Genomic DNA, 20,209 nt, shown 5'->3' on the forward strand with positions numbered 1-20,209 from the left:
ACCAGGAAGGTAATCGAGAAAGGATCACGATCATGGACAGAGCTTTGAACAGCACGCGCCCGGCGCACGCCGTGCCACACGCGACAAAGGCCGCCCTGCAGTCATACATGGATTGGCTACTGCTCGCCGCCTGGGCCATGGCCTGCATTGCGGGGCTGTGGCAGCAGCAGCTGCTGTCGCTGGCCCTCGCCTGCATCGCCGCAGGTCTGCAACTGACCCAACAGCGCAAACGCCGCGCACATCAGCGCCACAGTGAGCATTTGCTGGCAATGCTCGGCCAGCAGCAGGGGCTCAACGAGCCCCGTGAGGATCTGGTCGCCACCGTTGGCGCTCAATCGCTGCGCAGCGAACGTTTACGAAGTGAAGTGCAGTTCGCCAGCGATGCCCTGGAGCGCATGGCCGGAATCGCCGAGCACAGCAGTATCGGCCAAGGCGAGCGAGTGCTGGCGATGACCGAGGCCAGCAAGGCGCTGAGCCGCAACCTTGAGCAGGTCCGCACACTGGGCCAGCAAGCCATGCAAGCCTTTGCCGACACCCACCGGCAAAGCCAGGCCGGCCGCGACAACGCGATGTCGGTCAGCGTCCGCATGACCGAGGTGCGCCAGAGCATGCAGCGCACCTCGGATGCGGTCGGCCAGCTGTTGCAGGACACGGCCGCCGTCGGCAAAGCCGCACTGAGCATCCAGAACGTCGCGAAGCAGACCCAGCTGCTCGCCCTGAATGCGTCCATCGAAGCGGCGCGAGCCGGCGAGCACGGTCGCGGTTTCGCCGTGGTGGCCGACGAAGTTCGCCAACTGGCGCTGACCAGCGACTGCGCGGCCCAAGACATCACCCGCGTGGTGGCCACGACCGGCAACGCGGTTCGTCGCGTCGAGGCCGAGGTCGTCCAGCACCAACAATTACTCGAGCAAAGCAGCGAGCAAAGCAGTGCATTAGCCACCGAACTCGATCAGTTGGCGCGGCGCAGCCAGCTGAGCCTGGCCGAACTCGATCATCTGCAAACGGCCCTCGAAGAGCAGCGACACGGCAACCGCCTGTTGCGCGACCAGCTCGATCACGTCGAAGCCGGCGTCGAGCGCCAGCGTACCCAGGCCCAAGAGCTGCACAGCCTGACCCTCTACCTCACTCGTCTCAGCCGTACGGAAGCCTGACCATGGAAGTATCTATCGCCCTGACACTGGCCGCCTGCCTGGTGCTGCTCGGCAACCATCTCAGCCGCGTTGCAGCCGAGCGTCATCGCAAGCGCCTCAGCGCAACCGATGTCCAGGCGCTGCAGCATTCGCTGGAGATTCTTCAGTTCGTGCAGAAACACCGTGGCCTGGGCGGCCAATCTGATGCCGCAGCAGCCGCGCAGCGGTTGGAGGTTGCGAGCCATATCGACCGGCTCTGGCAGGAGTGGAAAGGCGAGGAAAACCGGCCCGCGATGCGCGGCCTGTGGCAACAGATCCGCCAGAACCCGGCGGAGTTCGAACCGCACTGCATCCTGATCGAGCAATTGCTCGAAAGCATTCATGTGCTTGAACTGCGCCTTGCCTTTCAAGGCAATCCTCAGGTGTCCGGTCTGTGCGAGGCCTGTCGCGCACTGGAAGACCTCGGACGCTTACGCGGCCTGGCAGTGCGTGCAGCCAACTTCGAAAAGTGCCCGTTGGATATGCAGATCCAGATGCGCTATCTCTGCCTGCGCCTCACCGACCCGATCAGCGGCGACAGCCTGCGCAACCTCATCGAGCACCTGGAGTGCAACCTGATTGACGCACCGCGGGTCAGCCTGGCGCCAGCCGAATGTTACGCGTTGATCACCCCGATCATCGATGAACGCCTGCAAGGCATTCGTCATAGCATCGCCTGACGCGCCCCACTTCGAAGCACGGCGCACCAACGGCGCGCGCTTGCACCCGGGCAACATTCCACTGAAGGTCCCGCAGACGGCTGAAACCGACAGCTTCGGCTGTTGGCACAGCTTCTGCTTACTTCGAGACAGGTAGCCAAAGGCGGTTACTCACAGACATGACAAAGGCGTCGCGTTGCCCCGTCGAGACTGACGGCGGTTTCGCGGCGCTTTTTTTTGCCCCAAGGACCGGGGCGCGAGCGGCAACGACTCAGCGGCTCGCAACAGTTTCACGCGGTCCCACACCGAATCCGGGTGGGGCCCATCGCATTCTCCGTCGCCCGTTTCAGCGCGTCGGTTGCCCTTGTCTAGTGAGGTGTTCGATGAATACGAGTTTCTGGAAATCCGGCCATACGCCGACGCTGCTCTGCGCCTTTCTCTACTTCGATTTGAGTTTCATGGTCTGGTACGTACTCGGTCCGCTGGGCGTGCAGATCGCGGCAGATCTCGGCCTGACCACCCAACAGCGTGCCTTCATGGTAGCTACGCCGATCCTCTCCGGTGCCGTTCTACGTCTCGTGCTAGGCATGCTGGCCGACCGCACCTCGCCGAAGGCGGCCGGGCTGTTCGGGCAGATCGTGGTGATCGTCGCGTTGTTCGTTGCCTGGCTCAATGGCATCCACAGCTATGAGCAGGCTTTGCTGCTGGGGCTCTTCCTCGGCATGGCCGGCGCCTCCTTCGCCGTCGCGCTGCCGCTGGCCTCGCAGTGGTATCCGCCGCAGCACCAGGGCAAGGCCATGGGCATCGCCGGTGCAGGCAACTCAGGTACCGTTTTCGCGGCACTGTTCGCACCGGTGCTGGCGACGATGGTTGGCTGGAGCAACGTATTCGGCCTGGCGCTGATTCCGCTGGTGCTGGTGCTGATCATCTTCGCCACTCAGGCCAAGAACGCACCGAACCGTCCTGCGCCGAAATCCTTCGCCGACTATATGAAAGCGCTCGGGGACCGCGACAGCTGGTGGTTCATGTTTTTCTACAGCGTGACATTCGGCGGCTTCCTTGGCCTGGCCAGCACCCTGCCCGGCTACTTCCACGACCAATACGCCTTCGATCCGGTCAAGGCCGGCTATTACACCGCCGCCTGCGTGTTCGCCGGCAGCATGCTGCGCCCGCTGGGTGGTGCACTGGCCGATCGCATCGGCGGCATCCGCTCGCTGCTGCTGATGTATACGGTTGCGGCTGTCTGCCTGTTCGTCGTGGGCTTCAACTTGCCGAGCTCGACAGCTGCACTGGCGCTATTCGTGGTCGCGATGCTCAGCCTCGGCGCGGGTAATGGTGCGGTGTTTCAGCTGGTGCCGCAGCGCTTCAACAAGGAAATCGGCGTGATGACCGGGCTGGTCGGCATGGCGGGCGGCATCGGAGGCTTCCTGCTCACGGCAGGACTGGGCGCCGTCAAGCAGGCCACGGGTGACTATCAGATGGGCCTCTGGTTGTTCGCCAGCCTGGGTGCGCTGGCCTGGTTTGGCCTCTATGGCGTCAAGCGTCGCTGGAGAACCACCTGGGGCTCTGCCGCGATGACGGTCGCACGGGTCTGATTTCAGACTGGCGATCAGTAGGCGGGCCTCACAGGGCCTGCCGATGTCGTTCATCCACCTACCCGCGCGCCATCCGGAGTGATGCCTTCATGCCCTTGCAGTTTTCGTTCGGCGAAGCCACTGCCACCGGACCACGCCAAGAGAACCAGGACGCACTGCGCATCGTCACACCCACACCGGGTCTGGCCGCAAGCAAAGGCGCACTGTTCGCCATTGCCGATGGCGTCAGCCAGTGTGCCGATGGCGGCCTGGCGGCACGGGCCACCTTGCAGGCGCTGGCGACGGACTACTACGCCACGCCGGAAACCTGGACCGTCGCTCAATCGCTCGATCGGTTGTTGGTCGCCCACAATCGCTGGCTGCAGGCCAACGGTGGCGGGCAGCCGCTGCTAACGACATTGACCGCACTGGTGCTGCGCGGCCGTCGTTTCACCCTCGCTCATGTGGGCGACTGCCGCGCCTACCGCTGGCTCGACGGTAAGCTGCAACGGTTGAGCGAAGACCATGTCTGGGAACAGCCGAACATGCAGCACGTGCTCAAGCGTGCCATGGGGCTGGATCAGCATCTGGTAGTGGACTACCTCGACGGCGAACTGCGTCTCGGCGAAACCTTCATGCTGCTCACCGACGGCATCTGGGCCAGCATCGCCGAGAGCGATCTACGGAACATCCTCGGTGCCGAGCCTGATCTATCCAACGCAGCCAAGGCACTGGTCAACCTCTCTCACCAGAGCGGCAGCCAGGACAATGCCAGCGCATTGCTGCTACGGGTCGACGAGCTGCCTGAAGCAGCGCTGGCCGACTCACTCGCGCAACTGGCGGACTGGCCCCTGCCGCCAAAGCTGAGACCGGGGCAGCTGTTCGAAGGCTGGACCGTCGAGGCGCTGTTGGCCGAGTCGCGGCAATCGCTGGTCTATCGGGTCAGCGATCAACAGGGTCACCCCTGGATTCTCAAGACGCTGCCACCCAGCCGCGATGACGAACCGGACGCCGGCCCTGCGCTGCTGCAGGAAGAGTGGTTTCTGCGCCGCGTCGCCGGACGACACTTTCCCGAAACACACGGCCTGCCGCAACGCCAGCACCTGTACTACGTGCAGCGCGAATACAGCGGCCAGACCCTCGCTCAGCAGTTCGGCCAACAGGGCCCAATGGCGCTACCCGACTGGTTGCAACTGGCGCCACGCCTGATCCGTGCGCTGGGGATGCTGCATCGGCGCAATATCCTGCATCGCGACATCAAGCCGGAAAACCTTCATTTGAGTGAAGACGGCGAGCTGCGTCTGCTGGATTTCGGCCTGGCCTATTGTCCGGGTCTGTCGCAGGACCTGCCGCATAGCCTGCCGGGTACGCCGAGCTATATCGCTCCGGAGGCCTTCGCCGGCGTCGCGCCGAGCCGAGAACAAGATCTTTACGCCGCCGGGGTAACCCTCTACCACCTGCTCACCGGCCACTATCCCTACGGCGAGGTGGAAGCCTTCCAACGCCCGCGCTTTGGCATCCCGGTCCCGGCCAGTCGCTATCGCCCCGACCTGCCCCAGTGGCTGGATGACATGCTCAAGCGCGCCGTTGCAATGGAGCCCGCGCAGCGATTCGAAACGGCCGAAGAATGGCTGCTGACCTTGGAACAGGGCGAACGCCTGACCGGTAGCGCGCCTGCACTGCCGTTGCTCGAACGAGAGCCCTTGAAGGTCTGGCGCGGCCTCGCCCTGCTCTCGCTGCTGGTCAACCTGATCTTGCTGGTCTGGCTGGGCAAAGGCGGTTAGCAGGCAGACTGATTGGCAAGCCCGATCAGCGTCGAACGATCAAGCCTTGGCGCGCAACACGTGTCAGCTCGTGCACGCATTCATCGAGGCGCTCGCGGCTGGGTGCCTGAATCACGGCCAGATCGAAACTGTCCGCGGCGAAATGCGCCAGCGACTCATCGGCACCGGTGAACTGCACGAGAAACGCACGCGGCTTGCCCCAGCGCTTGGGCCAGCCGTCCAGGTAACGCAGCAGCGAGGGTTGGTGGCTACCGCCAAGGAGGATTTTCGGATTGCTGCGAACCAGCCCACTGGTGATCGGGGCCAGGCGTAGAGGAGCGCGTTGCAGTGCATTCATCGGGGATTTCCCGCCTCGAGGATTCCGCTGGGCAGCGGTGGGAGGCGACACCGAACCAGCGCTTTAGCGGTATTTCGAAGCCTTCGGCTCCAGGCGCCCCGCAAGTAGCTGACTAAATCGGCGCATGGGCGAAACAATAAAAAGCGACACGGCTGCTGTCAACGGCCAATTGCTCTTCCCCGATGGGTTCAGCTGCACCAGGGCTGCGCGGTGCGCATCATATGGGTGCAGGAATCATCCGGATCGGGCCCTGACACCCCGTCCAAACGCCTGAAAACCAAGGACGTACGGGCTTGGCACAGGCCCTGCATTGTCAGGTTCAACACCAAGCCGGGCCTTCAACGTAGAGGGCCGGGCTCCGAATACGGAAGACAAGGACAAAGGCGTCCTCACTGGGTAACCAGTGGGACGCCTTTTTCGTTGTTGGATTTTCAACGGCATGGCCTGGCAGCAATCAGCCGCCGGCCCGGCGCGGAGAACGGCATGAAAAAACTCAAACTGGTGATGATCGGCAACGGCATGGCCGGGGTTCGCACCCTGGAAGAACTGCTCAAGCTCGCCCCCGACCTTTACGACATCACCGTGTTCGGTGCCGAGCCCCACCCCAACTACAACCGCATCCTGCTCTCACCGGTGTTGGCCGGTGAGCAGACCTTCGAGGAGATCGTGCTCAACGACCTCGATTGGTACGCCGAACACAACATCCGCCTGATGCTCAACCGCAAGGTGGTACAGATCGATCGCGCCAAGCGCCGCGTCATCGCCGAGGACGGCAGCGGGGCCGACTACGACCGTCTGCTCATCGCGACTGGCTCCAACCCCTTCATCCTGCCGATCCCTGGCAATGACCTGGAAGGCGTGATCGGCTACCGCGACATCGCCGACACCCAGGCGATGATGGACGCCGCCAAGACCCACAAGCATGCCGTGGTCATCGGCGGCGGGCTGTTGGGCCTGGAAGCGGCCAACGGTCTGAAGCTGCGTGGCATGGACGTGACCGTTGTGCACATCGGCGAATGGCCGATGGAGCGTCAGCTCGACAAGACCGCCGGAACGCTGCTGCAGCAGGCGCTCGAAAGCCGAGGCCTGAGCTTCAAGATGCCGAAACAGACCGCCGAGCTGATCGGCGACGGGCAGGGCCGAGTCCGCGCCGTGCGCTTCGCCGATGGCGAGGTAATCGATGCCGGTCTGGTGGTGATGGCCGCCGGTATCCGTCCCAACAGCGAGCTGGCTGAGAAGGCCGGCATCCCGTGCAACCGCGGGATTCTGGTCAATGACACCCTGCAAACTTACGATCCGCGGGTGTATGCGGTCGGCGAATGCGCCAATCACCGCGGCACCGCCTACGGCCTGGTGGCGCCCTTGTTCGAACAGGCCAAGGTCTGCGCCAACCATCTGGCGATGCTCGGCTTTTCGCGCTATCTCGGCTCGGTGACCTCGACCAAGCTCAAGGTCACCGGAATCGACCTGTTTTCCGCTGGCGACTTCAACGGCGGCGAAGGTACCGAAACCATCACCCTCTCCGACCCCATCGGCGGCGTGTACAAAAAACTGGTGATCAAGGACGACATCCTCGTCGGCGCCTGCCTCTACGGCGACACCGCCGATGGCGGCTGGTACTTCCGACAGGTCCGTGAAAACCACAACGTGGCGCAGATCCGCGACCACTTGATGTTTGGCGAGGGCGCCATCGGTGACACCGGCCACCAGGGTCAGAACAAGGCCATGGCGATGCCCGACAGCATGGAGGTCTGCGGCTGCAACGGCGTGTGCAAAGGCACCATCGTCAAGGCGATCCAGGAACATGGTTTGTTTTCCGTCGATGACGTGAAGAAGCACACCAAGGCCGCTAGCTCCTGCGGCTCCTGTGCCGGGCTGGTCGAGCAGATCCTGATGAACACCGTCGGTGGTGCGGCGGACGTCAAACCGAAAAGCGAGAAGGCCATCTGTGGCTGTAGCGACCTCAACCATGGCCAGGTGCGCAAGGCCATCCGCGACCATCACCTGCTGACCGTTCCGGACGCCATGGCGTTCATGGACTGGCACACACCCAATGGCTGCGCGACCTGCCGCCCTGCGCTGAACTACTACCTGATCTCCACCTGGCCCGGCGAGGCCAAGGACGACCCGCAGTCGCGTTTCATCAACGAGCGCGCCCACGCCAACATCCAGAAGGACGGCACCTACTCCGTGGTTCCGAGGATGTTCGGCGGCGTGACCAATGCCGCCGAGCTGCGCCGCATCGCCGACGTCGCCGACAAATATCAGGTGCCGATGGTAAAGGTCACCGGCGGCCAGCGCATCGACCTGCTGGGGATCAAGAAGGATGATCTGCCGAACGTCTGGAAGGACCTGGACATGCCCGACGGCCATGCCTATGGGAAATCCATCCGTACCGTGAAGACCTGCGTCGGGCAGGAGTTCTGCCGCTTCGGCACACAGAACTCGACGCAACTGGGCATTGAACTGGAAAAAGCCTTGTTCGGCATGTACTCGCCGCACAAGGTCAAGCTCGCCGTCTCCGCCTGCCCGCGCAACTGCGCCGAATCCGGCATCAAGGACGTCGGCATCATCGGCGTGGATTCCGGCTGGGAGCTGTACATCGGTGGCAACGGTGGCATCAAGACCGAGGCCGGGGAGTTCTTCGTCAAGGTCAAGACGACCGAGGAAGTCGCCGAATACAGCTTCGCTTTCCTCCAGCTGTACCGTGAAGAAGCCTTCTACCTCGAGCGCACCGTGCACTACATGCAGCGCGTAGGGCTGGACTACATCAAGAAGATCGTTCTGGAAGACGAAGCCCGGCGCAAGGCCCTGAGTCAGCGCCTGATGTACTCGCTGAGCTTCGAGGGTGACGGCTGGAAGAAGGCCATCGCCGAGCAGTCGCTGAAAAAGGAATACGAAACGATCCAGCTCAAATCGATCGCGCCTGCCTGAAACCCATGCTCGACCGAAACCGCCTGCCATTCGAGGAAATCACCATGACCTGGTTCGACATCTGTTCCCTGGACGAGATCAACCCGCTCGGCGCACGCATCGTCGCCGGCCCCAAAGGTGACATCGCGGTGTTCCGCACCGCCGATGACCAGGTATTCGCTCTGGACGACCGCTGCCCGCACAAGGGAGGTCCGCTGTCGCAGGGCATCGTCTTCGGCAAGCAGGTCGCCTGCCCGCTACACAACTGGCAGATCAACCTGGACAGCGGCGAAGCCGTGGCGCCCGACGTGGGTTGCGCACACCGCCATGAAGTCCGCGTCGAGAACGGCCGCGTGCTGCTTTCGCTGAATAGCGCAACTGAGTGCGCCTGACTGCAGCGCTAGCGAGCCCATCCATGAACGAATTGCCAGGAGTCGACGCCATGCGCCAGACAACCGCCTCGACCTGCTGCTACTGCGGCGTGGGCTGCGGGGTACTGATCGAGCACGACGGCGAGCGCATCCTCGATGTCGCCGGCGACCCGAGCCACCCGGCCAACTTCGGCAAGCTGTGCAGCAAAGGCTCGACCCTGCACCTGACCGGCGATCTTGACGCCCGCGCGTTGTATCCCGAGCTGCGCCTGGGCAAGGGGCTGGCACGTGCCCGCACCGGCTGGGACACCGCCCTGGACCACGCCGCCACCGTATTCGCCGAGACCATCGCCGAACACGGCCCCGACAGCGTCGCCTTCTACATCTCCGGCCAGCTGCTGACCGAGGACTACTACGCGTTCAACAAGCTCGCCCGCGCGCTGGTCGGCACCCATAACATCGACTCCAACTCCCGCCTGTGCATGTCTTCGGCGGTGGTCGGCTACAAACGCAGCCTCGGCGCCGACGCCCCGCCCTGCAGCTACGAGGACATCGAGCAGAGCGACTGCGTGCTGATCGTTGGTAGCAACATGGCCTACGCCCACCCGGTATTGTTCCGCCGCCTGGAAGAGGCCAAGGCGAAGCGGCCGGACATGAAGGTCATCGTCGTCGACCCTCGCCGCACCGACACCTGCGAGCTGGCCGATTTGCACCTCGGCATTCTGCCGGGGACGGATGTCGCCTTGTTCCACGGCATTCTGCATCTGCTGCTGTGGGAAGGTTGGATCGACCGGGACTTCATTGATGCGCACACCGACGGCTTCGATGATTTGAAGAACCTGGCACGCGACTACAACCCGTCGATGGTCGCCGATCTGTGCGGCATCAGCGTGAACGAACTGCAAAGCTGCGCGCGGTTGATCGGCAATGCGCCGAGCTTCCTGTCGCTCTGGTGCATGGGCGTGAACCAGTCGAGTTCAGGCAGTACCAAGAACAGCGCCCTGATCAATCTGCATCTGGCCACCGGACAGATCGGCCGCACCGGCGCCGGGCCCTTCTCGCTCACCGGCCAGCCCAACGCCATGGGCGGCCGCGAAACCGGCAGCTTGTCCAATCTGCTGCCCGGCCACCGCGAAGCCGGCAACCCGGCGCATCGTGCCGAAGTGGCGGCTTACTGGGGTGTCGACAGGCTGCCCGAAACCACCGGACTGTCCGCCATCGAATTGTTCGACGCCGTCCACACCGGGCGGATCAAGGCGCTGTGGATCGCCTGCACCAACCCAGCTCAGTCCATGCCGGACCAGCAGAAGATCCACGAAGCACTGGCCGCTTGCCCCTTCGTCGTGGTTCAGGAAGCCTTCTTCACCACCGAGACCTGTCGCTACGCGGACTTGCTTCTGCCCGCCGCCAGCTGGGGCGAGAAGGAAGGCACGGTGACCAACTCCGAGCGCCGCGTCAGCCACGTGCGCGCCGCCATCCCGGCACCTGGCGAGGCGCGCGCCGACTGGTCGATCACCTGCGATTTCGCCCGTCGGCTGGAAGGCCTCCTGCGTCCCGGTCAGGACAGCCTGTTCGCGTTCGATACAGCCGCTGCGCTGTTCGAGGAATACAAGCTGCTCACCCAGGGTCGAGATCTGGATCTGTCCGGGCTCAGCCATGCGCTGATCGACCAGCTCGGCCCGCAACAGTGGCCCTTCCCTGCCGGCAGCACGCAAGGTACGCCGCGGCTCTACGGCGACGGTGTGTTTCCGACCGCAAATGGCCGGGCACGCTTTCTCGCCGAGCATTACCAGGCCCCGCAGGAAAAGCGCGAAGCGCGCTTTCCGCTGATCCTCAACACGGGCCGTCTGCGCGACCACTGGCACGGCATGAGCCGCACCGGCACCGCCGCGCGGTTATTCGGTCATGTGGAAGAAGCGGTCCTTGGCATGAACGCCGACGACATGCGCCGCCGTCGTCTGCTCGACGGTCAGCTGGTCCGTGTCCGTGGCCGTCGCGGTCAACTGGTGCTGCCAGTGCGGAAAGACGACAACCTGCGGGTCGGGCAGGCGTTCCTGCCCATGCACTGGGGCGATCGCTTTCTCAAGGGATTGGGCGTGAATGTCCTTACCCTGCCCGCCTTCGACCCGCTGTCGAAACAACCCGAACTCAAGCACGCCGGAGTCGAAGTGGAGACGGTCGAGCTGCCCTGGCAATTCTTCGCCCTGGTGGAAGGCACGGTGCAGCGGCGCTTCGAAGCCCTGCGTCCGTTGTTCGACGGTTTTGCGTACGCCAGCTTCAGCCTGGCCGGCCGTGAGCGTCCGGCGTTGGTGGTCCGAGCAGCCTGCATCGAGGCGCCCAGCGCCGAGCTGCTGGCGCGATTCGATCAGCTGCTGGGGCTCGACAACGGGCCTGTGGTGGCCTACGACGATCCGCGGCGCGCGGTCGGCAAGCGGGTCAGGATCGAGGAGGGCCGCATCGTAGCCCTGAGTCTTTCCGGTGAGACGGCCGCGCGCCACTGGCTGAAAAACCTCTGGCAGGACGGCAAGGCCGATGCCGCCCTGCGCCGCTGGATGCTAGCGCCGTTGAGCACTCCCCCAGGTGGGAGCGAGTTCAAGGCTGGCAAAACGCTGTGCAACTGCATGAACGTCAGTCAGGAGGCGATCTGTGCCGGCATCGACCGGGGGCTCGATCTCAATGGTTTGAAGAAGGAACTGGGCTGCGGCACCAGCTGCGGCTCCTGCGTACCGGAAATCAAGCGACTGCTGGTGAAACAGCCAGCGGTGGCTTGAACGGTAAGAGAGCAGAACCGGTGATGCACAACGCATTACCGACACGACCACAGCAGCACGAGAGGTGGAAGCATGAGCGCAAAAGTCTGGCTGGTGGGCGCAGGTCCTGGTGACCCGGAACTCCTGACACTCAAGGCCGTGCGCGCCATGGGCGAGGCGCAGGTGGTGCTGATCGACGATCTGGTCAATCCTGCCGTGCTCGAACATTGCCCGAGCGCACGGGTGATTCCAGTGGGCAAGCGCGGCGGCTGCCGCTCGACGCCTCAGGCCTTCATTCACCGGCTGATGCTGCGCTACGCCCGTCAGGGGAAATGCGTGGTACGCCTGAAAGGCGGCGATCCGTGCATCTTCGGCCGCGGCGGCGAAGAGGCCGAATGGCTGGCCCAGCGCGGCATAGAAGTCGAAATGGTCAATGGCATCACCGCCGGGCTGGCGGGCGCCACCCAGTGCGGGATATCCCTGACGCAGCGCGGTATTGCCCGCGGCGTGACGCTGATCACCGCGCACACGCTCGACGGCAGCAGCCCCGAATGGCATGCACTGGCGAAGACCGGCACGACGCTGGTCGTCTACATGGGCGTGAGCAGCTTGCAGCAGGTACAGACCGGTCTGATCGAGGGCGGGCTGCCGGCGAGTACACCGGTGGCCATGATTGAAAACGCCTCCCTGCCACAGCAGCGCGAATGCCGCTCGGACCTGGGTGCGATGTGCACCGACGCGACCCGCTTCATGCTCAAGAGCCCGGCAATCCTGGTCATCGGCGACGTGGCGGCGCAGGCCGTAACCCAGATACTGAGCCAGACAGCCTAAGCCCTGCCACCTTCACGAAAAGCGAGAGGGCCGCTCGCCACGCGCCCGCATCAATGATCGCTCCCCCCGCTTTTGCGGGCGAGCATCCATCAGTGCCCCTTTCTCCCAGCCAAAAAAAACCGCGACCCTAGGGCCGCGGTTCTTATTTGCCGCTTGAGTATCACGCCTTGTGCCGCAGCTTCTCCGGCTTGATCAGGAAGCGTGCCAGTGCCGGCAGCAGCCAGATCGCGCCGACCATGTTCCAGAGGAACATGAAGGTCAGCATCAGGCCCATGTCGGCCTGGAACTTGATTGCCGAGAAGACCCAGGTGAACACGCCGATCGCCAGGCAGATGCCGGTGAAAATCACCGCCTTGCCGGTGGATTTCAGGGTTTGGTAGTAGGCTTCCTGCAGCGTCATGCCCTGACGCAGGTAGGACTCCAGACGGCTGTAGATGTAGATGCCATAGTCGACACCGATACCCACGCCCAAGGCGATCACCGGCAGCGTCGCTACCTTCACGCCGATTCCCATGAACGCCATCAAGGCGTTGCCGAGGATGGAGGTCAGCACCAACGGCAGGATCACGCAGAGTGTCGCCGCCACGGAGCGGAAGGTCAGCAGGCACATGAAACTTACCGCGGCATACACCGCAATCAGCATGGTGGTTTCAGATGCGGCAATGACCTCGTTGGTGGCCGCCTCGATACCAGCGTTACCGGCGGCAAGAACGAACTCCAGCCCTTCGCGGTTGTTTTCCTCGGCGAATTCCCGTGCTGCGGAGACCACGTGTTCCAGCGTTTCGGCCTTGTGATCGTTGAGGAACACCAGGACCGGAGCCAACGAGCAGTCGCTGTTGTACATGCCTTCGGCGCGGGCGATGGAGCTGTTGAGGACGAACTGGTTACGCGACAGCGTTTCCCACTTCAGGCTGCCCTCGTTCATGCCCTTGATGCTCTGCCGCGCCACGGTGACCATCGAAACCGCCGATTGCACGCCTTCGGTGTTTTCCATTTTCCACATGAGCTCGTCCATGGCGGCGAGCGTGTCGTAATGGGCACAGCCTTCAGGGGCGGTCTTGACCATCACCACCAGCACGTCGGAGCTGGTGGAGTAGTTGCGGATCACGAAATCGTTATCGAGATTGTAGCGAGAGTCCGGATGCAGCTCCGGGGCGCCCTGATCGAGATCGCCGATCTTCAGGTTCTGGCCGTACCAAAGGCCGCCACCGACCGCCAGCAAGGCGATGACGATGGAAATCGGCGCAACCACCGGATTGGCGAAGTTCGACAGCAAGCGCCAGAACGGATGGTTTCGAGCCGCTTCTTCGCGGGCCTGCTTGACCGCGCGCCGGCTGATGCCCATGTAGGAGATCGCTACCGGCAGCAGGATCAGGTTGGTCAGGATGATCACCGCCACGCCCAGCGACGCGCCGATGGCCAGCTCTCGGATCACCCCGATATCGATCAGCAGCAGCGTAACGAAGCCGACCGCGTCGGATGCCAGCGCCACCATGCCGGGGATGAACAGTTGGCGGAACGCCATGCGCGCGGCGGACAGCGGATCATCGGTTTCGCCGGACGCCATGGCGATACCGTTGATCTTCTGCACCCCGTGGGAAATACCGATCGCAAAGACCAGGAACGGCACCAGCATCGAGTACGGATCGAGGCCGAAACCGAGCGTGTGAAGCAGGCCGAGCTGCCAGATCACCGCGATCAGGGTGGTGACCACCACCGCAATGGTGCTTTTGAAGCAGCGGGTAAACCACAGCAGCAGAGCCAGGGTGATGCCGATGGCGACGAAGAAGAACAGGGCAACACCGACCAGACCATCGATCAGATCGCCGACCTTTTTGGCGAAACCGATGATGTGGATCTCGACGTTCGGGTTTTGCGCCTCGTACTTGTCGCGAATTTTCTCTTCCAGCTCATGGGAGAACTTCTGGTAGTCGAGCTTGATCAGCTTGCTGCGGTCATCCGGGTCCGAATAGGACTCCATCAGCGGCACATCAATGATGCTGGATTTGAAGTCGTTCGCCACCAGGCGGCCGATCTGGCCGGATTTGAGGATGTTGCTGCGCAGATCGCCAAGACTCTGTGGCGACCCGTCATAGGTCTGTGGGATCACCTCACCGCCGGCGAAGCCCTGCTCTGTCACCTCGGTCCAGCGGACGCTCGGACTCCACAGCGACTTCATGTTGGAGCGGTCGACACCTTGAATGTAGAACACCTCGTCATGGATCTGACGCAGCGTTTCCATGTATTCCTTGGAGAAGATGTCGCCATCCTTCGCCGCGACGGAAATCCGCACCGTGTTGCCCAGGTTGGCCAGGTCATCGCGATGCTGGAGCATGTTCTGAATGTAGGGATGCCCCAGCGGGATCATCTTTTCGAAACTGGTCGAAGGACGAACCTGGGCAGCCTGGTAGAACAGGAACACGCTGACCAACAGGCAGATAAGGATCACTGCCGGTCGATTGTTGAAGATCAGGCGCTCGAGGAAAGAGGCCGGTTTCTGTTGATGCTTGGTCATGGTGGCTCCGGCTTATTGTTGTTTTACGGGCAGGTTCGCGCCGCTCGGCGAAACGACCCTGACGCCGCTCTGCCCGACGAGGACCAGGTTGCCATCCGGGTTGGCGACGACGCCTGACAGCGAGCGCCGATCCGGTCGACTGAATAGCTTGAAACTCTGCCCTTTGTCCTCGCTGCTGAGCACGGTGCCGCCGTGGCCTACCACCACGATGCGCCCATCGGGTAGCAGATTGCCGTCCGCGAGCCCCGACTCGATCGGCTCGCCGCCGTCGAGCAACTCGATCGGCTGCCAGCTGTCACCGAAATCGGTGGAGCGGAACAGGTGCCCGCGCAGGCCGAATGCCACGACCACGCCAGGCTCGCCGCCAGCGACCACGCCGAAGAAGGAACCTTGATAAGGCGATTCGACACGCTCCCAGGTTTCGCCCGCATCAGTGGAACGGAACATGCCGCCCATTTCGCCGACGATGAATAGACCGGAGCCAGGAATTTCTGCGATGGCGTTGAGGTGCGTGCCGTCCTCGTTATCGAGGCGGTCGGCGACGTCTTCCCAGTTCTGGCCACCGTCGGTGGTTTCCAGCAGCACGCCGTATGCGCCGGTCGCGAAGCCGTGTTGCGGGCTTTCGAACCAGACGTCGAGCAGCGGCACCTCGCCTTCGCGGTTTTCGTACTGCCGCGTCCAGGTCTCGCCGCCGTCACTGGTCGCCAGAATCAACGCGTCATGGCCGACCGCCCAGCCATGTTTGTCATCGGCGAAATACACAGCAGTGAGCAGTTGACGGGTGGGCACCTTGACCTGCGACCAAGTGGCGCCTCCGTCATCGGAATAAAGGATGTGCCCCCGGTCCCCTGCAGCCACCAAACGCGAGCCGGCATAGGCAATATCAAGAAGAAGTGAGGATGCGGCTTTTTGCGATTCGATCGCATAGCGAGTGCCGGGCTCCGTGGCGCTTTGTGCATGAGCCGGTGCAGCGATCAGTACCAGAGTGGAGAGCACAACACTGTAGAGCGAGAGTGTTCTCACCAGCGACGAGCTGAACATCGGCTTGCGAAGTGCTTCTGTCGCACGGCCGAACTGGGTGCGCCACATGACGGGCTCACTCATACATACCCCCTTTATTCTTATTAGGTAAGGCCTGATTTGATATCAGGCTGGGCCATGCTATAGGGCTTTCGAAAGCGCCGGCAATTGTCTGGACGTTATGTTTTGTTAAGCCGGGCTGATTGATGTTGTCCGATAGGCATGCCTTATGGCACGGGGCTTCGCCGCGCGACGCGTTCCGCTTCGAAGAAGGGTTTCAGGACTTCGAAAACGACAATCCCGCGACGATGCGCGGGATTGTCGTTTCGGGTCATCTCATTTCGTTGGCCCGGCTCACGCGGTCAGTGCGTCAAGCAAGGCTCTTGCTGACCACCTCGTAAACATCGCTGGACAATTCGCCCGAGGCTAGAATGCGCTCCAGTTCGGCCTTCATCAGGCCTTGGCGACTGGCATCGTACTTGCGCCAGCGGGTCAGCGGCGCAAGAAGGCGCGAGGCGATTTGCGGATTGAGGGTGTTCAGCACGATGACCTGATCGGCGAGGAAGTGATAGCCGGCACCGTCCTCCCGATGGAAGTTGACCAGGTTCTGGTTGGCGAAAGCCCCGATCAGCGCACGAACCTTGTTCGGGTTCTTCAGCGTGAACGCCGGATGTTGCATCAGCTGCTGGACGCGCTCCAGGCCGCCCGGCTGGGTGTTGCCGGCCTGCACGCTGAACCACTGATCCATCACCAGAGGGTTATCCTTGAAGTGCTCGGCGAAGGCTTCCAGCGCCTTGTCGCGCTCGGCAGCGAAGTCGGAATTGACTAACACCGCCAATGCGGTCAGACGCTCGGTCATGTTGTCCGCCTGGTCGAACTGTTCGACACAGGCGGCGACCACCTCGGGCTTGCGGCTGAGCATAAGGTAGGACAGCGCGATGTTCTGCAGCGCGCGACGGGCGAAGTGGCCAGCCTCGGCCACGTAAGGCGTCTGCCGAGAGACCTCACGATTGGCTTGATAACGCTTCCAGAGCAGATCGAACAACGCGGTGGCGATGCGCTCTCGGGCGAACTCACGCGCCGCATGGATGGCATCGACATCGGCCACTTCGCTGATCTCGGTGAGGTAGGCTTCACTGGGCAGCGAGAGCATTTCGGCAACCATGGCGGGATCGAGTGACTCGTCCTGCAGCAGGCTGCGCAGCGCCTCGACCAGACGCTGATCCAGGTGCAGCGCTTCGCCGCGCTGGTGCTGACCGATCATCTCCTGCAGTACCTGCACGGACAGCTGCTGCCCCGCCTCCCAGCGGTTGAACCCGTCGGAATCGTGCTGCATGAGGAACATCAGCTGATCACGGCTGTAGGGAAACTCCAGCTTCACCGGTGCCGAGAAACCACGGAGCAACGAGGGCAGCGGCTGCTCGGGAACGTCGACGAATGTGAAACTCTGCTCGGGCTGGTCGACCGCGAGCACGCGGGTGGTCCCGACCGCCGCACTTTCGCCCTGCAGGCGTAGCGCAATTTCCGCGCCTTGGCTATCGAGCAGGCCCAGCGAAACCGGAATCACGAACGCCAGCTTCTCGCTCTGCCCCGGTGTTGGCGGACAGCTCTGACGGAAGGTCAGCGTATAGCTCTTGTTGGCGTCATCGTATTGCTCGCTGACCGCCAGACGCGGTGTGCCTGCCTGGCTGTACCAGCGTTTGAACTGCGTCAGATCGGCGCCGTTGGCATCTTCCATGGCTTTGACGAAATCATCGACGGTAACGGCCTGGCCGTCATGCCGCTCGAAGTAGAGGTCGCTGCCCTTGCGAAAGCCCTCCTCGCCCAGCAGTGTCTGAATCATGCGCACCACTTCGGCGCCCTTCTCATAGACGGTCAGGGTATAGAAGTTGGAGATCTCGATGAAGGACTCCGGGCGCACCGAGTGGGCCATCGGGCCGGCATCCTCGGCGAACTGGTGCGTACGCAAGTAGGAGACGTCTTCGACGCGCTTGACGGTCGGCGAATTCATGTCGGCGCTGAATTGCGAATCACGGAAAACCGTGAAGCCTTCCTTCAGCGACAGCTGAAACCAGTCGCGACAGGTGACGCGGTTGCCCGACCAGTTGTGGAAATATTCATGGGCGACGATCGCTTCTACCCGCTGGTGAGCGGCGTCGGTAGCGGTTTCGGCACGCGCCAGCACGGCGCTGGAGTTGAAGATGTTGAGGCCCTTGTTCTCCATCGCACCCATGTTGAAGTCGTTGACCGCAACGATCATGAAGATGTCCAGGTCGTACTCGCGACCGTAGGCCTCTTCGTCCCACCTCATCGACTTCTTCAGGCTGTCCATGGCGTGCTGGCACTTGTCGATGTTCTCAGGCTCGACATAGATGCGCAGCGCCACGTCGCGCCCGCTCATGGTGGTGAAGCTGTCCTCGACGCACCAAAGATCGCCGGCCACCAGGGCGAACAGGTAGGCAGGCTTTTTGAACGGATCTTCCCAGGTCACCCAATGACGACCATCATCCTCTTCTCCACTGGCGAGCGGGTTACCGTTGGACAGCAGGATTGGATAGGCCTGTTTCTCGGCGCTGACCGTGGTGGTGAACTTGCTCATCACGTCCGGACGGTCGAGGTAATAGGTGATCTTGCGGAACCCCTCGGCCTCGCACTGGGTGCAGAACATGCTGCCGGATTTGTAGAGGCCTTCCAGCGCGGTATTGCTCTCGGGGTGGATTACCACGCTGCTGTCGAGGGTGAAGCTGGCCGCGTCAGGTTGCAGCGTCAGGCATTCCCCAGCCACCTCGTAATCGCCAAGGCCAAGTGGCCGGTCATTGATCGACAGTGAGAGCAGCTCCAGATCCTGGCCGTGCAGCTCGAGCCGCGGCAGTTCAGCGCCCGCATCCGGGTTGCGGCGCATTACCAGTTGCGCATGGACCAGGGTACGGTCCTCGTAGAGCTCGAAGGTCAAATGGGTTTCATCGATCAGGTACTCAGGCGCCTGGTAATCCTTGAGATGAATGACTTTCGGTTGTTCGGTGCGCATTGGGTTGGCCTCTTCGAGGCAGCTTCAAGCTGCGAGCTTGAAGCTGCGAGTGAATGGTTCGTTTGGTGAATCGATGAAGCTGAATTCACCTACAAGCTTGGGTTTACGGCGTGCAGCTTGCGGCCACCTGGTAAGCGGTGAACTTGCGAATGTTGATCACGCCTGTGTCGAGGATCAGGTATTGACCCTTGATACCGCGCAGGGTGCCTTCTACGACAGGGGTCTTTTCCAAGTCTAGACTGACAATCTTGGTGGGATAGGCCTCGACGGGGTAGCGGATTTCCAGCACCTCGGCATCCGCCATTGGCTGGATCGCTTGCAGTCCATAACGCTGCTGCAGATCTCGCAGGCCATCGGCACAGGCATCGAAGATCTGCTCGCGAATCTCCATCAGGTCGATGGGCTCGGCATCGCCCTTGAGCAGCGCGCGCCAGTTGGTGCGATCGGCCACCTGGCTGCGCAATAGGTCTTCGACCATGCCGGACTGCTGTCGGGTCGCGACGCGCATGATCGGCAGCGCCTGGCTCGCGCCCTGGTCAAGCCAGCGCGTCGGCAATTGCGTGGCGCGGGTGATGCCCACCTTGATGCCCGACGAGTTGGCGAGGTACACCACATGGTCGGTCATGCAGAAATCCATGCCCCACTGCGGATCGCGGCAGGTGCCGAAGTCGTGGTGGCATTTTTCCGGGCTCATGATGCAGATGTCGCACTGCGGCAGCTTCTTGAAGCAGGGATAGCAATACCCCTGGCTGAAGCTCTTGTTGGTCTTGCGTCCACAATGGCTGCAATGAATGGCGCCGAGATATTCCAGCCGCAGGGTCTTGCCGATCAGCGGGTTGACCGGCACCCGGTGTTCATCGAGACGGAACGAGTACTGCGCCGGCGCGCCGAGCTGAACCGACATCTTGCTCAGGGCGCCGCGTCCGAGTTCAAGCATCAGTGTCGCGTTCCAGAAGCCGGGGCGAACAGACTGGTGTCGATCGGCGCCTTGTTCTTGCTCTTGGAGGCGCACTCCTGGCCACCCATGTAGCCGGTGCGCTGCTCTTCGGGGAGGTTCTTCATTTCCCAGGCGATCATCGCGCCGAGACAGGTTTCCTTCTGCTCGGGCGTCAGCTTGCGGCCGTCGCTCCACTTGCCCAGCTCGACGGCGGTTTTGAGGTTTTCGTAGATTTCGGGGGTAATGTTTTCGATGGCTTCGATAAAGGACGACATGGCCGGCTCCCGGAGAACAAGCGGACATTCTACCGAGCGCCGCCGC

General features: G+C 62.6%; 14 protein-coding genes. 8 read left to right on the plus strand and 6 right to left on the minus strand.

The genetic code is table 11. The annotated features are described in order from the left end of the window. Positions 1-32 precede the first annotated feature (32 nt). From UF78_RS12085 to UF78_RS12100, 4 genes are all read left to right on the plus strand, one after another. Positions 33-1,151 (plus strand): methyl-accepting chemotaxis protein, encoded by a 1,119-nt coding sequence (locus UF78_RS12085; RefSeq protein ID WP_052679323.1) that lies wholly within the window; start codon positions 33-35, stop codon positions 1,149-1,151. Between the two features lie 2 nt (positions 1,152-1,153). After that, the gene (locus UF78_RS12090; RefSeq protein WP_045162465.1) at positions 1,154-1,849 is read left to right on the plus strand and encodes a hypothetical protein; all 696 of its coding nucleotides are present in this window, start codon (positions 1,154-1,156) and stop codon (positions 1,847-1,849) included. A 362-nt stretch (positions 1,850-2,211) separates the two neighbouring features. Then, a complete protein-coding gene (locus UF78_RS12095; RefSeq protein ID WP_045162466.1) occupies positions 2,212-3,423 on the plus strand; it encodes an MFS transporter in 1,212 nt (403 codons plus the stop codon). Between the two features lie 89 nt (positions 3,424-3,512). Continuing rightward, positions 3,513-5,186, plus strand: coding sequence for a bifunctional protein-serine/threonine kinase/phosphatase (locus UF78_RS12100; RefSeq protein ID WP_045162467.1), 1,674 nt, complete (start codon positions 3,513-3,515; stop codon positions 5,184-5,186). Between the two features lie 25 nt (positions 5,187-5,211). On the opposite strand, the gene UF78_RS12105 is transcribed toward UF78_RS12100, so the two are convergent. Beyond that, on the minus strand, positions 5,212-5,523 hold the full coding sequence (locus tag UF78_RS12105) for a hypothetical protein (RefSeq protein WP_045162468.1): 312 nt from the start codon (positions 5,521-5,523) through the stop codon (positions 5,212-5,214). A 483-nt stretch (positions 5,524-6,006) separates the two neighbouring features. Between UF78_RS12105 and nirB the strand changes: the two genes are divergently transcribed. The 4 genes from nirB (at position 6,007) to cobA (ending at position 12,388) form a co-directional block, all read left to right on the plus strand. Beyond that, positions 6,007-8,457, plus strand: a complete 2,451-nt coding sequence (nirB, locus tag UF78_RS12110) for a nitrite reductase large subunit NirB (RefSeq protein WP_045162469.1) — start codon at positions 6,007-6,009, stop codon at positions 8,455-8,457. Between the two features lie 44 nt (positions 8,458-8,501). After that, on the plus strand, positions 8,502-8,828 hold the full coding sequence (gene nirD / locus UF78_RS12115; RefSeq protein WP_045162570.1) for a nitrite reductase small subunit NirD: 327 nt from the start codon (positions 8,502-8,504) through the stop codon (positions 8,826-8,828). Between the two features lie 50 nt (positions 8,829-8,878). Further along, on the plus strand, positions 8,879-11,578 hold the full coding sequence (locus UF78_RS12120) for a nitrate reductase (protein ID WP_045162470.1): 2,700 nt from the start codon (positions 8,879-8,881) through the stop codon (positions 11,576-11,578). A 72-nt stretch (positions 11,579-11,650) separates the two neighbouring features. Then, the gene (gene cobA, locus UF78_RS12125; RefSeq protein WP_045162471.1) at positions 11,651-12,388 is read left to right on the plus strand and encodes a uroporphyrinogen-III C-methyltransferase; all 738 of its coding nucleotides are present in this window, start codon (positions 11,651-11,653) and stop codon (positions 12,386-12,388) included. Between the two features lie 160 nt (positions 12,389-12,548). On the opposite strand, the gene UF78_RS12130 is transcribed toward cobA, so the two are convergent. The 5 genes from UF78_RS12130 to UF78_RS12150 all read right to left on the minus strand — a co-directional run bounded on the left by UF78_RS12130 (position 12,549) and on the right by UF78_RS12150 (position 20,163). Continuing rightward, on the minus strand, positions 12,549-14,903 hold the full coding sequence (locus tag UF78_RS12130; protein ID WP_045162472.1) for an efflux RND transporter permease subunit: 2,355 nt from the start codon (positions 14,901-14,903) through the stop codon (positions 12,549-12,551). A gap of 12 nt (positions 14,904-14,915) precedes the next feature. Beyond that, entirely contained in the window at positions 14,916-16,007 is a 1,092-nt protein-coding gene (locus UF78_RS12135) for a WD40/YVTN/BNR-like repeat-containing protein (RefSeq protein ID WP_045162473.1), read from the minus strand. A gap of 286 nt (positions 16,008-16,293) precedes the next feature. Next, a complete protein-coding gene (pepN, locus tag UF78_RS12140; protein ID WP_045162474.1) occupies positions 16,294-18,951 on the minus strand; it encodes an aminopeptidase N in 2,658 nt (885 codons plus the stop codon). Between the two features lie 103 nt (positions 18,952-19,054). Continuing rightward, entirely contained in the window at positions 19,055-19,888 is an 834-nt protein-coding gene (locus UF78_RS12145; RefSeq protein WP_045162475.1) for a DUF2797 domain-containing protein, read from the minus strand. Then, positions 19,888-20,163, minus strand: coding sequence for a YeaC family protein (locus UF78_RS12150; protein ID WP_045162476.1), 276 nt, complete (start codon positions 20,161-20,163; stop codon positions 19,888-19,890). The genes UF78_RS12145 and UF78_RS12150 overlap by 1 nt, the downstream gene beginning before the upstream one ends. Between the last annotated feature and the right edge of the window lie 46 nt (positions 20,164-20,209).

The organism is Stutzerimonas stutzeri, from assembly GCF_000952685.1.
Taxonomy (GTDB): Bacteria; Pseudomonadota; Gammaproteobacteria; order Pseudomonadales; family Pseudomonadaceae; genus Stutzerimonas; species Stutzerimonas stutzeri_E.

Excerpts from the sequence above, each read along its gene's own strand:
- UF78_RS12085 (WP_052679323.1), top strand. The coding sequence starts at position 33 with ATGGACAGAGCTTTGAACAGCACGCGCCCGGCGCACGCCGTGCCACAC.
- UF78_RS12090 (WP_045162465.1), top strand. The coding sequence starts at position 1,154 with ATGGAAGTATCTATCGCCCTGACACTGGCCGCCTGCCTGGTGCTGCTC.
- UF78_RS12095 (WP_045162466.1), top strand. The coding sequence starts at position 2,212 with ATGAATACGAGTTTCTGGAAATCCGGCCATACGCCGACGCTGCTCTGC.
- UF78_RS12100 (WP_045162467.1), top strand. The coding sequence starts at position 3,513 with ATGCCCTTGCAGTTTTCGTTCGGCGAAGCCACTGCCACCGGACCACGC.
- UF78_RS12105 (WP_045162468.1), bottom strand. The coding sequence starts at position 5,523 with ATGAATGCACTGCAACGCGCTCCTCTACGCCTGGCCCCGATCACCAGT.
- nirB (WP_045162469.1), top strand. The coding sequence starts at position 6,007 with ATGAAAAAACTCAAACTGGTGATGATCGGCAACGGCATGGCCGGGGTT.
- nirD (WP_045162570.1), top strand. The coding sequence starts at position 8,502 with ATGACCTGGTTCGACATCTGTTCCCTGGACGAGATCAACCCGCTCGGC.
- UF78_RS12120 (WP_045162470.1), top strand. The coding sequence starts at position 8,879 with ATGCGCCAGACAACCGCCTCGACCTGCTGCTACTGCGGCGTGGGCTGC.
- cobA (WP_045162471.1), top strand. The coding sequence starts at position 11,651 with ATGAGCGCAAAAGTCTGGCTGGTGGGCGCAGGTCCTGGTGACCCGGAA.
- UF78_RS12130 (WP_045162472.1), bottom strand. The coding sequence starts at position 14,903 with ATGACCAAGCATCAACAGAAACCGGCCTCTTTCCTCGAGCGCCTGATC.
- UF78_RS12135 (WP_045162473.1), bottom strand. The coding sequence starts at position 16,007 with ATGAGTGAGCCCGTCATGTGGCGCACCCAGTTCGGCCGTGCGACAGAA.
- pepN (WP_045162474.1), bottom strand. The coding sequence starts at position 18,951 with ATGCGCACCGAACAACCGAAAGTCATTCATCTCAAGGATTACCAGGCG.
- UF78_RS12145 (WP_045162475.1), bottom strand. The coding sequence starts at position 19,888 with ATGCTTGAACTCGGACGCGGCGCCCTGAGCAAGATGTCGGTTCAGCTC.
- UF78_RS12150 (WP_045162476.1), bottom strand. The coding sequence starts at position 20,163 with ATGTCGTCCTTTATCGAAGCCATCGAAAACATTACCCCCGAAATCTAC.